Genomic DNA, 11,747 nt, shown 5'->3' with positions numbered 1-11,747 from the left:
AGAACAATTCCAATCCAACCAAGAGAGACGATCCATGGCCTTCGAAAACTATAACGACTTCGATCCACTGGAAACCCGGGAATGGCAGGAAGCCGTCGACGTGGTGGTGGAGCGAGTGGGCCCCGAGCGGGCCACCTATCTGCTGCACAAGGCGGTGGAAGAAGCCTACCGGACCGGTACCGAGGCGCCAGACACCACCCGCACGCCCTACGTGAACACCATCCCGCCCCACAAGGAGGCCAAGCTGCCCGGCGACGAGGCCTTGCTGCAGCGGCTGATCGCCTACCTGCGCTGGAACGCTATGGCCATGGTGGTGCGGGCCAACAAGAAACCCGCCGAACCCGGCGGGCATATCGCCAGCTACCAGTCCTCGGCGGTGATGTACGAGGTCGGCTTCAACCATTTCTGGCATGCCCCCAGCGAAACCCACGGCGGCGACATCATCTACGTACAGGGCCATTGTGCGCCGGGTATCTACGCGCGGGCGTTCCTGGAGGGGCGGCTCTCCGAGGAGCAGCTGGAGAATTTCCGCCTGGAAGTGGACGGCAAGGGGATCTCCTCCTACCCCCACCCCTACCTGATGCCGGACTTCTGGCAGGTCTCCACGGTGTCCATGGGGCTTGGGCCGATCATGGCCATCTACCAGGCACGCTTCATGAAGTACCTCCAGCACCGAGGGCTTGCCGACACCGAAGACCGCAAGGTCTGGGCGTTTCTGGGTGACGGCGAGATGGACGAGCCGCAGTCCCAGGGGGCCATCGCCCTGGCGACCCGCGAGAAGCTGGACAACCTGATCTTCGTGATCAACTGCAACCTGCAGCGCCTTGACGGCCCGGTGCGGGGCAACAGCAAGATCGTCCAGGAACTGGAAGGCAACTTCCGGGGCGCGGGGTGGAACGTCATCAAGTGCCTGTGGGGGTCTGGCTGGGACGAACTGCTGGCCAAGGACACCAAGGGGCTGTTGCGCAAGCGCATGGAGGAGTGCGTCGACGGCGAGTATCAGAACTTCAAGGTCAAGGGCGGCGGCTATATCCGCGAGCATTTCTTCGGCAAGTACCCGGAGCTCAAGGAAATGGTCGCCCACATGTCGGACGACGACATCTACTACAAGCTGATCCGCGGCGGCCACGATCCGCAGAAGGTCTATGCGGCCTATCACGCGGCGGTCAACACCAAGGAAAAGCCCTCGGTGCTGCTGATGAAGACCGTCAAGGGCTTCGGCATGGGCGAGGGCGGCGAAGGCCAGAACATCACCCACCAGAAGAAGAAACTGGGCGAGGACCACCTCAGGCACTTCAACAAGCGCTTCGACCTGCCCTTCAGTGACGAACAGGTCACCAAGGCGGAATTCTTCAAGCCCCCCGAAGACAGCGAAGAAATGCAGTTCCTGCACGGGCAGCGCAAGGCTCTGGGCGGCTACCTGCCCCAGCGCCAGCGCAACGGCGATGTGCTCAAGGCGCCCCCGCTGGACATGTTCAAGCAGGTGCTGGCGGACACCGGCGAGCGCACCATGTCCACCACCATGGCCATGGTACGCATCATGGTTTCCCTGGCACGGGACAAGACCCTGGGGCCGCGGCTGACCCCGATCGTCGCCGACGAGTCGCGCACCTTCGGCATGGAGGGCATGTTCCGGCAGATCGGTATCTACGCCCCCGAAGGGCAGAAGTACGTGCCCATGGATGCCGACGAGATCATGCCGTACCGGGAGGACCAGAAGGGCCAGATCCTCCAGGAAGGCATCAACGAGGACGGCGCCATGTCGTCGTGGATCGCCGTGGCCACCTCGTACAGTAACCACGGGGTCACCATGATCCCGTTCTACGTCTACTACTCCATGTTCGGCTTCCAGCGCGTCGGCGACCTGGCCTGGGCGGCCGGCGACATGCTGGCACGCGGTTTCCTGATCGGCGGTACCTCGGGACGCACCACCCTGAACGGCGAGGGCTTACAGCACCAGGACGGGCACAGCCAGCTGTTCGCTCAGTTCATCCCCAACTGCATGGCCTATGACCCCACCTTCCATTACGAGGTGGCGGTGATCGTGCGCGACGGCATCAAGCGCATGTACGAAGACCAGGAGAATGTCTTCTACTACATCACCACGCTGAACGAGAACTACCATCATCCGGCACTGCCCGAAGGCGCCGAGGACGACATCATCAAGGGCATGTATTCGTTCAGCAAGGCAGAGGAAGGCAAGGGCAAGAGCAAGAGCCCGCGGGTTCAGCTGCTGGGCTGTGGCAGCATCCTCAACGAGGTGATTGCCGCGGTGGACCTGCTGCGTGACGACTGGGGCGTGGCGGCGGATGTCTGGAGCTGCCCGAGCTTCAATGAGCTGGCCCGCGACGGCCACGCCGTGAAGCGCTGGAACCGGCTGCATCCGGGGAAGACGCCGCGCAAGAGCCACGTCGAGGAGTGCCTGGAAGGCACCGACGGACCGGTCATCGCTTCTACCGACTACATCCGCATGTTCGCCGAACAGATCCGACCCTTCGTGCCGCGGCGTTACGAGGTGCTGGGTACCGATGGCTTCGGCCGTTCCGATAGCCGAGAGGCCCTGCGCAGCCACTTCGAGGTGGATCGCTATTACGTCACCCTGACCGCGCTGCAGGCCCTGGTCGACGAGGGCAAGCTCAAGAGCGCCAAGGTCCGGGATGCCATCGCCAAGTACGGCATCGACCCCGAAAAGCCCAACCCCCTGTACGCCTGAGCCGGAGGAGAACAACAGTGGCTATCCAAGAAATCAAGGTACCGGACATCGGCGACTTCACCGATGTCCCGATCATCGAACTCCACGTTCAGGCCGGTGACAGCATTCAGGCTGAAGACCCGCTGATCACCGTGGAGTCCGACAAGGCGTCCATGGACGTGCCCGCACCCAAGGCCGGCATTGTGAAGGAGGTCAAGGTCAAGCTCGGCGACTCGGTCTCCGAAGGCTCGACGATCCTGATGCTGGAGACCGAGGCGGGAGCGGGAGACACGGGAGCGGGTGAAAAGGCCGCGGCGCCCGCGGGGGCAGAACAGAAGGCACCGCAACCGGCGGCTGCGCCTTCTGCACCCCCCGCGCCGTCTACACCTTCCTCCACACCCTCCAGCGCAGCGCCGAGCGGCCCGATTGCCGATTTCAGCCGGGTTCACGCCAGCCCTTCGGCTCGCCGTATCGCCCGCGAACTGGACGTGGACCTGAACCGCGTGCCGCCGACCGGCCTCAAGGGTAGGGTCACCAACGAGGACATCCAGGCCTTTGCCAAGGGCGGCCCCCCGGCGCCACAGCCGGCCGCCGCGGCCCCCGCCGGCGGCGGAGAAGGCATGGATCTGCTGCCCTGGCCCAAGGTCGATTTCAGCAAGTTTGGCCCGGTGGAGACCAAGCCTCTGTCGCGCATCAAGAAGATCTCCGGCGCCAACCTGCATCGCAACTGGGTGAGGATTCCCCACGTCACCAACCATGACGAGGCCGATATCACCGACCTGGAAGAATTCCGGGTGCAGTTCAACAAGGCCAACGAGAAGGCGGGCATCAAGGTCAGCATGCTGGCGTTCATGATCAAGGCCGCGGTCGCCTCCTTGAAGCAGTTCCCCGAGTTCAATGCCTCGCTGGACGGCGACAACCTGATCTACAAGCAGTACTACCACATCGGCTTCGCCGCCGACACGCCCAACGGCCTGGTGGTGCCGGTGATCCGCGATGCAGACCAGAAAGGCGTGGTCGAGATCGCCCAGGAAATGGGCTCACTGGCCAAGCTGGCACGTGACGGCAAGCTCAAGCCCGATCAGATGCAGGGCGGCTGTTTCACCATTTCCTCCCTGGGCGGGATTGGCGGGATCTATTTCACGCCCATCATCAACGCCCCCGAAGTGGCCATCATGGGCGTGTGTCGCTCCTACTGGAAGCAGGTCTCGCCGGACGGCAAGCAGTCGGAATGGCGCTTCACGCTGCCCCTGTCGCTTTCCTGGGATCACCGGGTGATCGACGGCGCCGCCGCAGCACGCTTCAACGTGCATTTTGCCAACCTGCTCGCCGATATGCGGCGCATCATCATGTAAGGGGAAACGACACCATGGCAATTGAAATCAAGGTTCCCGACATCGGTGACTTCAAGGATGTCGAGGTCATCGAGGTGCTGGTCGAGCCGGGCGATGCGATCGATATCGAAACCCCGCTGATCACCCTGGAGACCGACAAGGCCTCCATGGACGTGCCGTCCCCCATGTCGGGCACGGTCGGAGAGCTCAAGGTCAAGACCGGCGACAAGGTCTCCGAAGGCTCGGTCATCATGATGCTGGAGCCGGCCGAGACTGGCCCGCGAGTGGCGGACCACGACCCGCAGCCGGCGGTGCATGGAGAAGGTGTCGGCTCTGCCGCACCCGGCGATGCCGGTGGCGGTTATGGCGGCGGCAGCCTGGAAGAGGTTCGGGTACCGGACATCGGCGACTTCAGCGATGTGCCGATCATCGAAGTGCTGGTGCGTGCGGGCGATACGATCCGCGCCGAGGACCCGCTGATCACCGTGGAGTCCGACAAGGCCTCGATGGACGTGCCTGCGCCCAAGGCCGGCAAGGTCAGGGACGTGCTGGTGTCGGTCGGCGACAAGGTCTCGAAAGGCTCGGCGATCCTGATGCTGGAAGCGGAGGGGACATCCCATGCGTCCCAACCCGCCCCGGCACAGGGGGCGGGAGAGAAGGCTGCTGCGCCCGCCCCCCAGGCGGCCACCCATAGCGGTGGGGCCGACATTGAATGCGAAGTGCTGGTGCTCGGCGCGGGCCCGGGCGGTTATTCGGCCGCCTTCCGGTCCGCCGATCTGGGCATGAAGACCGTGCTGGTGGAGCGCTATGCCACCCTTGGCGGGGTGTGCCTGAACGTGGGTTGTATCCCTTCCAAGGCACTACTGCATGTCGCGGCGGTCACCGACTCGGCCAATGACATGGCCGAGCACGGCATCGCCTTCGGCAAGCCGAAAATCGACCTCGATAAGCTGCGCGGCTGGAAGGAGAAGGTCGTCGGCAAACTCACCGGTGGCCTGGCCGGCATGGCCAAGGCCCGCAAGGTCGACGTCGTGCGCGGGGTCGGGACCTTCCTCGATCCGCACCACTTGGAAGTCGCCCTGACCACCGGCGACGGCAAGGAGCAGAGCGGCGACAAGCAGGTGATCAAGTTCGGCAAGTGCATCATCGCCGCCGGTTCGCAGTCGGTGAAGCTGCCGTTCATTCCCGATGACCCCCGGGTGGTCGATTCCACCGGCGCGCTGGAACTCACGAACATTCCCAAGCGCATGCTGGTCATCGGCGGCGGCATCATCGGCCTGGAGATGGCCACGGTCTATTCCAGCCTGGGCACGCGCATCGATGTGGTCGAGATGCTCGACGGGCTGATGACAGGCGCCGACCGCGATCTGGTCAAGGTCTGGGAGAAGGTCAACAAGCCCCGCTTCGAAAGCGTGATGCTCAAGACCCGGACCACCGAGGTGAAAGCCCAGAAGAATGGTCTCAAGGTCAGCTTCGAGGGCGATAACGCACCGGCCGAACCGCAGACCTACGACATGATCCTGCAATCGGTGGGCCGCACTCCCAACGGCAAGAAGCTCGGTGCCGAAAACGCCGGGGTGGCGGTCGACGAGCGTGGCTTCATCGCCACCGACAAGCAGATGCGCACCAACGTCGGGCACATCTTCGCCATCGGCGACATCATCGGTCAGCCGATGCTGGCCCACAAGGCGGTGCACGAGGCGCATGTCGCCGCCGAGGCCGCCGCCGGCCAGAAGAGCTTCTTCGATGCTCGCCAGATCCCATCAGTAGCCTACACCGACCCGGAAGTCGCCTGGGCCGGCAAGACCGAGGAGCAGTGCAAGGCCGAAGGCATCAAGTACGGCAAGGCGGTGTTCCCCTGGGCCGCGTCCGGCCGGGCGATTGCCAACGGCCGCGACGAGGGCTTCACTAAGGTGATCTTCGATGAGCAGACCCATCGCATCATCGGTGGCGCCATCGTCGGCACCCAGGCCGGGGATCTGATCAGCGAACTCTGCCTGGCCATCGAGATGGGCTGCGATCCCACCGACATAGGCAAGACCATTCACCCGCACCCGACCCTGGGCGAATCGGTCGGCATGGCCGCCGAGATGTTCGAAGGGGTGTGTACCGATCTACCCCCGCAGAAGAAGCGATAGGGTCGATTCCATGGGCTGCTGAGGCCACCACATTCAGGCGGTTTCTCAGCCCTGGTTTTTGAGCACCTAGCGACTGAACATCCTGAATTCAAACGATGGGGGAGGATATAAAAATGAACGATCAACCTCGCCAGCCGGAAGAATACGATGAGACGACTGGCGGTCGATCCGCCAAGCTGATCTGGGGCCTACGCGCCTTCGGGTTGGTCATGGCGTTGCTGGTCTGGCTCGCCATGGGCCAGGCCGAAGGGCTGTCGTCGGACGCGCGCTGGGTGGCAACGATCGGCACACTGATGGCGGTCTGGTGGATGTCCGAGGCGATCCCGCTCTCGGCGACGGCCCTGCTGCCGATCGTGCTGATACCGATGTTGACGGAGCGCACCGTCGGCGAGGCCACTGCGCCTTATGCCAGTTCCCTCGTCTTCCTGTTCCTCGGTGGCTTCCTGATCGCCATCGCCATGGAGAAATGGAACCTCCACCGCCGCATCGCACTCCTGACGCTGGCCCGGGTAGGGGTCGAGCCGAAGCGCATCGTGCTCGGCATGATGCTCGCCACGGGCTTCCTCTCGATGTGGGTCTCCAATACGGCAACGACGCTGATGATGCTGCCGATCGGCCTGTCCGTGCTTGCCCTGGTCGCGGAGCGCAGCGGCGAGTCCGCGGAAACGGTCTCCCCAGGCCATGACCCCGCGGGCCACGCACACGACCACCATCGGGCCGGCCACGTCGACTTCATCCATGATAAAAATATCAAGCAGTTCGGTGTCTGTCTGATGCTTGCGATCGCCTGGTCGGCGAGCATGGGCGGCCTCGGCACCCTGCTGGGCAGCCCGCCGAACGCCATCGTCGCCGGCTACGCCTCCGCCGAGTTGGGCCGTACCATCGGCTTCCTCGAGTGGATGATGGTCGGGGTGCCGTTGGGCTTGACCTTCATACTGGTGGCCTGGGTGTTGATGACGCGCGTGCTCTACCGCTTCGACATCGCGGATATTCCCGGCGGCAAGGAGATGATCGACGGCGAGATCCACAAGCTTGGCCCGCTCAGCCAGGGCGAAAAAATGGTGATGCTCGTCTTCGGTTCGGCGGCGTTTCTGTGGGTCGTGCCCGGACTGCTCGCCACGATCCCCGGGATGGGTGAATTGATGGGGCCGCTGGGCAACCTCAACGACACCGCTATTGCCATCGCCGCCGGTATCGCGATGTTCATCCTCCCCGCGAAAGGTCGCGGCGAGATGGTGCTGAACTGGCAGGACGCCGAGGACGGGTTGCCCTGGGGCGTATTGCTGCTGTTCGGCGGCGGCCTGAGCCTCGCCGGCGCTGTGGCGGCAACTGGCCTCGACGGCTGGTTCGGTCAACAGATGACCGGGCTGGAGGTGTTGCCGATCCTGCTGCTGGTCGCCGCCATAGCCACGATCGTGCTCTTCCTCACGGAGGTAACCAGCAACACGGCGACGGCCGCGACCTTCATCCCCGTGCTCGGGGGGGTGGCGGTAGGCATCGGTGCCGATCCAATGACGCTGCTGATCCCGGCGGCCTTCGCCGCGACCTGCGCCTTCATGCTGCCGGTTGGCACGCCACCGAACGCTATCGTCTTCGGTACCGGCGCGGTCACCATCGGCCAGATGGCGCGCGGGGGCATTGTTCTCAACGTCATCGGGATCGTCCTGATCACCTTCTTCTGCTACGTGCTTGGCGGTTTCGCCCTCGGGCTGCAGTTCTGACCCCAGCCGCCCCCGGGTTGTCATTCCAGCCGGGGGCGGTCCGCTTACGAATCTCTCATGCGTTGTTTCGAGCATTCGGTCACTGGCCGGCGCCGATGGTCAGTCGGAAGGTCTGCAGGCTGTCGAGTTCGAGGCGGGTTTCCTCGGAGAACAGTGGATGGCCGATGACGCGGATGTCGAGGCTCGCCTCGGCACCGCCATAGCTCACCTCGGCACTGATCTGGGCGTCCTCGGTCACGGGTGCCATGGGTGGGAAGTCGATGCGCCTTACCTCCACGGCGGTGAGGCCGAGATCGTCGAGGCGATGTTCAAGGGCACGCTTGATCTCCACACCGTAATAGAAATAGAGCCCGCCATAGGCCAGGCCGGCCAGCAGGGCGAGGTAAAAGATGAAGCGGACCATGACCGTCTCCTTGGTGGCATTGCCAGTCAGGGATTGCTGAGCGTCTGCCTTTTATACCACGGCCGTGTGGCTAGCGGGGCTGCCATGCTCCTTCGCGAATCACCGGGCATCCGGCCACCGCATGGTTGTAGAGGTATAGCCAGGCGGGACCGAAGGCAGTGGTATGGATGACGCGCTCGTAGTCGCCATGCTTCGGTGTCCGCACCCGGTAGTCCTCCAGCCGGTCGAGGCCGGCCAGCAGCCGGGCGCTGACCTCGAATACCTCCACCTCGATGCCCCGGGAGGCCTCGGGTTTGGCGGCGGGGTAGGGCCCGAGATCGTAGAGGGTGGCCGAGGTGAGGCAGTCCGCGCCGAGGAAATGGGCGCCTTCTAGCCAGTGGTGGTTGCGCAGCCCGCGCTTCAGGGTGCCGTAGACGGCAACCAGGGGCGTGCGGGTAACGGCGAGGGCGGGAGAATGCATGACTGGCCTATTCCGGTGAGGTGATGTGAATCCCGTTGGGGGGCAGGCGATAGGGAAAGGCTACTATGCTGCCTTCAGCCCGGGTAGGCGTTCGCTGCGCCAGCTGCCACCCTGGGAGATGCCCTTGCCGGCAAGAGGAGTTTTTCATGCATATCGCCGTCCTTACCCTCAAGATTGCCTTGCCGGGCTGCGGTTCGTTGAAGGAGAAGCGCCAGCGCATGGGCGGCCTGCACGAGCGTTTCGGACGCTATCCGTCGGTTGCGGTCTGCGAGAGCGGCGATCTCGACCGCCACGATGCCAGCGAGTGGACCTTCGTGGTGGTGGGCAACGCATCGCGGGACGTGACGTCGCTGTGCAGCGAGATCGAGGACAAGCTGCAGCGCACGGTCGACGGCCGAGTGCTGGATGCCACCCGGGAGTTCCTGTGAGCGTGATGCCCTCGGGCTATTGTCAGCCACCGGGGCAACTACGATAGCCTGAGGATACGTCCTGACCCCTTGGGCAACATCCACTTGTGCAACGCCAGACCGGGAGATCATCGCATGGCGCAAGAATCCTGCCTGGGCATCCTGCTGCCCGACGACGGACCGGATGACTACGAGTGGTACACCCTCGGCGACAAGGTGCCCGGCTTGCCGAGGATTCAGGTAGGCAAGGTGCCGAGTGACGGCCACCATGCGCTGACGGCGTTGCTGGCGCTGGGCGAAGTGGAGCGGCTGGCGCCGGTGGGCCGGACGCTGGTGGAGCAGGACGGTGCCGAGGTCGTGGTATGGGCCTGCACCAGTGCGAGCTTTATCGGTGGGCTCGACTGGGCCCGGGAACAGAGTGTAGCCCTGGCGGCTCGGCTGGGCGTACCGGTCACCAGCACGGCGCTGGCCTTCCACGAGGCGCTGGCCGCCTTGGGTCATGCCCGAGTGGACCTGCTCAGTCCCTATCCGGACGAGGTGACCCTGCGGCTGGTGAGTTTCCTGCGCGAGGGCGGCGTCACCGTGGTCAACGACAAGGCACTGGACTGTCCCTATGCCGCCGACTCCCATCGGGCCGACCTGGCTGCAGAGGTGCTTCGCTTCTGCGCGCGTTATCCCGATACCTCGCAGCCGTTGCTGGTGCCCGACACGGCGGTCGATTCGCTGTCTCTCCGCGAGGCCTTGAGCCGCGAGACCGGTAGGGAGCTGCTGACCGCCAACCAGGTGACCCTGTGGGCCGGGCTGAGGCAGCTGGGCGCTGCCAGCCTGCCGGAAGATCTGCCGGAAAGTTTGCTGGGACCGCTCGCCTCGGTCTGAACCCCGGCAGAGCCTCGGCAACGGGCTTGGCAGGAACGACCCTTCCTTTCACTCTCTCATCGCGAGGTATCCTCATGTTGCTCGAAGGTTCCTGTCATTGCGGCTCGGTTCGCTTCCGTGTCGAGTCACCGCATCCCTACCCTTATCAGCGCTGCTACTGCTCGATCTGCCGCAAGACCGCCGGCGGTGGCGGCTACGCCATCAACCTGGGGGCGTTGGCCGATACCCTGGAGGTGGACGGCACCGAGCACAAGCGGATCTACCATGCCGTGATCGATGGCCAGGAGAGCTCGGGCGAGCGTCACTTCTGTGGCCACTGCGCCAGTGCGCTGTGGGTCTTCGACCCGGGCTGGCCAGAGTTGGTACATCCCTTCGCCTCGGCGATCGACAGCGAGCTGCCGGTCCCGCCCGAACGAGTGCACCTCCTGCTCGATAGCAAGGCCTCCTGGGTGGAGGTCGAGGCCCACGACAACGACAAGTGCTTCGCCCATTACCCGGAGGAGAGCCTGGCCGAGTGGCACCGGCGACGGGGCCTGGAATGCTAGCCGACAGGCGCGACGGGACTGGCAGCGCGATCCGGCTGTGCCACAATGGCGCTTCCCGGTGTGCATGGCGGAGGAAGCACCCGGCAAGCGTTGCACGCAGAGCGTTGCACGGAGCGGAGTGCAGGTCGAAAGGAGTAGAGCGGTAATGGTGGAACAGGCGGCAAGCAGTGAAGGGATTCCGGTGGGTATCAGCGCCTGCCTGGTGGGCGAGCAAGTGCGTTACAACGGCGGGCACAAGCGCTCCCGCTACTGCCTGGAGGTCCTCCAGGACCGCTTCGCCTTCGAGCCCTTTTGCCCCGAACTCGAGGCCGGGCTCGGCGTGCCCCGCGATCCCATCCGCCTGGTCGGGCTGCAGGGCGAGGATCCTCGCGTGCAGGGGACCAAGGATCCGAGCCTCGATGTCACCGAGGAGCTGGACGAGGTCAGCACCGCCTTTGCCGACAGCCACCGCCATCTGCGCGGCTTCATCCTGATGAAGGGCTCACCGAGCTGCGGGCTGGAGCGGGTTAAGGTCTACCATCCCAACGGCATGCCCAGCCACGCCGACTCGGGTGCCTTCGTGCGCGCCCTGCGCCGCCACTTCCCGGAACTGCCGCTGGAAGAGGAGGCGCGCATGAACGACCCGGTGCTGCGCGAGAACTTCATCACCCGGGTCTATGCCTTCGATGACTGGAAGCGCCGGGTGGAGGCCGACCCGAGCTATCATGCCCTGCTGCAGTTCCACAGCCGCCAGAAATACCTGCTGATGGCCCATCACGTGGAGGCTTATCGTGAACTCGGACGCTACCTGGCCGAGTCCAGCAAGCTGCCGCTGGAAGACGCCATGGCCCACTACCTGCAGCGTTTCATGGCCGCGCTGGGCCGGCCGGCAACTCGCAAGACCCACGCCAACGCGCTGATGCACGTGCTGGGTTACCTCAAGGAGGCAGTGGACGGCGAGACGCGTCAAGACCTGCTGGCGGCCATCGAGGACTATCGCCTGGGACGCGTGCACCTGGTGGTGCCTATCCGCCTGCTCAACCACTACGTGAAGCGCCACGGCTCGGACTATATCCGCGAGCAGACCTATCTGGATCCGCATCCCTACGAGTTGGGGCTACGCAATACCATCTGATGAGGCGAAGGTTTCTCCGGCAATGGGCACTCGCCTACCTGTGGGAGCGACACTCGT

The 11,747-nt window shown here is 64.5% G+C and carries 10 protein-coding genes; 8 read left to right on the top strand and 2 right to left on the bottom strand.

Annotated elements, in window-relative coordinates:
* The first annotated feature begins 34 nt into the window (after positions 1–34).
* From aceE to BMY30_RS15950, 4 genes are all read left to right on the top strand, one after another.
* A complete protein-coding gene (gene aceE, locus BMY30_RS15965) occupies positions 35–2,713 on the top strand; it encodes a pyruvate dehydrogenase (acetyl-transferring), homodimeric type (protein ID WP_089715527.1) in 2,679 nt (892 codons plus the stop codon).
* Between the two features lie 17 nt (positions 2,714–2,730).
* Positions 2,731–4,047 (top strand): dihydrolipoyllysine-residue acetyltransferase, encoded by a 1,317-nt coding sequence (gene aceF, locus BMY30_RS15960; RefSeq protein ID WP_089715525.1) that lies wholly within the window; start codon positions 2,731–2,733, stop codon positions 4,045–4,047.
* A 14-nt stretch (positions 4,048–4,061) separates the two neighbouring features.
* Positions 4,062–6,164, top strand: coding sequence for a dihydrolipoyl dehydrogenase (gene lpdA / locus BMY30_RS15955; protein WP_089715523.1), 2,103 nt, complete (start codon positions 4,062–4,064; stop codon positions 6,162–6,164).
* Between the two features lie 209 nt (positions 6,165–6,373).
* Positions 6,374–7,885 (top strand): SLC13 family permease, encoded by a 1,512-nt coding sequence (locus tag BMY30_RS15950; RefSeq protein ID WP_244516247.1) that lies wholly within the window; start codon positions 6,374–6,376, stop codon positions 7,883–7,885.
* A gap of 79 nt (positions 7,886–7,964) precedes the next feature.
* Here the strand turns inward: BMY30_RS15950 and BMY30_RS15945 are convergent, their stop codons facing one another.
* Positions 7,965–8,288 carry a hypothetical protein gene (locus tag BMY30_RS15945; protein WP_089715518.1) on the bottom strand — a complete coding sequence of 108 codons (324 nt, stop codon included), beginning with the start codon at positions 8,286–8,288 and terminating at the stop codon, positions 7,965–7,967.
* A gap of 70 nt (positions 8,289–8,358) precedes the next feature.
* Positions 8,359–8,748, bottom strand: a complete 390-nt coding sequence (locus BMY30_RS15940; protein ID WP_089715516.1) for a gamma-glutamylcyclotransferase family protein — start codon at positions 8,746–8,748, stop codon at positions 8,359–8,361.
* A 146-nt stretch (positions 8,749–8,894) separates the two neighbouring features.
* Between BMY30_RS15940 and BMY30_RS15935 the strand changes: the two genes are divergently transcribed.
* The 4 genes from BMY30_RS15935 to BMY30_RS15920 all read left to right on the top strand — a co-directional run bounded on the left by BMY30_RS15935 (position 8,895) and on the right by BMY30_RS15920 (position 11,690).
* Positions 8,895–9,176, top strand: coding sequence for a DUF503 domain-containing protein (locus BMY30_RS15935; protein WP_089715514.1), 282 nt, complete (start codon positions 8,895–8,897; stop codon positions 9,174–9,176).
* A gap of 114 nt (positions 9,177–9,290) precedes the next feature.
* A complete protein-coding gene (locus BMY30_RS15930; RefSeq protein WP_089715511.1) occupies positions 9,291–10,031 on the top strand; it encodes an aspartate racemase/maleate isomerase family protein in 741 nt (246 codons plus the stop codon).
* A gap of 74 nt (positions 10,032–10,105) precedes the next feature.
* Complete coding sequence (locus tag BMY30_RS15925; RefSeq protein ID WP_089715509.1) at positions 10,106–10,576, top strand: GFA family protein; 471 nt, start codon at positions 10,106–10,108, stop codon at positions 10,574–10,576.
* A gap of 145 nt (positions 10,577–10,721) precedes the next feature.
* Positions 10,722–11,690 carry a YbgA family protein gene (locus tag BMY30_RS15920; protein WP_089715506.1) on the top strand — a complete coding sequence of 323 codons (969 nt, stop codon included), beginning with the start codon at positions 10,722–10,724 and terminating at the stop codon, positions 11,688–11,690.
* Positions 11,691–11,747 lie beyond the last annotated feature (57 nt).

Source organism: Halomonas daqiaonensis, from assembly GCF_900109725.1.
Taxonomy (GTDB): Bacteria; Pseudomonadota; Gammaproteobacteria; order Pseudomonadales; family Halomonadaceae; genus Halomonas; species Halomonas daqiaonensis.
This window is presented reverse-complemented; position numbering and strand designations above follow the sequence as displayed.

What these genes read in the sequence shown, in the direction of transcription:
- BMY30_RS15940 (WP_089715516.1), bottom strand. Translation starts at nt 8,748, where the DNA reads ATGCATTCTCCCGCCCTCGCCGTTACCCGCACGCCCCTGGTTGCCGTC.
- BMY30_RS15945 (WP_089715518.1), bottom strand. Translation starts at nt 8,288, where the DNA reads ATGGTCCGCTTCATCTTTTACCTCGCCCTGCTGGCCGGCCTGGCCTAT.
- lpdA (WP_089715523.1), top strand. Translation starts at nt 4,062, where the DNA reads ATGGCAATTGAAATCAAGGTTCCCGACATCGGTGACTTCAAGGATGTC.
- BMY30_RS15930 (WP_089715511.1), top strand. Translation starts at nt 9,291, where the DNA reads ATGGCGCAAGAATCCTGCCTGGGCATCCTGCTGCCCGACGACGGACCG.
- BMY30_RS15950 (WP_244516247.1), top strand. Translation starts at nt 6,374, where the DNA reads ATGGCGTTGCTGGTCTGGCTCGCCATGGGCCAGGCCGAAGGGCTGTCG.
- BMY30_RS15935 (WP_089715514.1), top strand. Translation starts at nt 8,895, where the DNA reads ATGCATATCGCCGTCCTTACCCTCAAGATTGCCTTGCCGGGCTGCGGT.
- BMY30_RS15920 (WP_089715506.1), top strand. Translation starts at nt 10,722, where the DNA reads ATGGTGGAACAGGCGGCAAGCAGTGAAGGGATTCCGGTGGGTATCAGC.
- BMY30_RS15925 (WP_089715509.1), top strand. Translation starts at nt 10,106, where the DNA reads ATGTTGCTCGAAGGTTCCTGTCATTGCGGCTCGGTTCGCTTCCGTGTC.
- aceE (WP_089715527.1), top strand. Translation starts at nt 35, where the DNA reads ATGGCCTTCGAAAACTATAACGACTTCGATCCACTGGAAACCCGGGAA.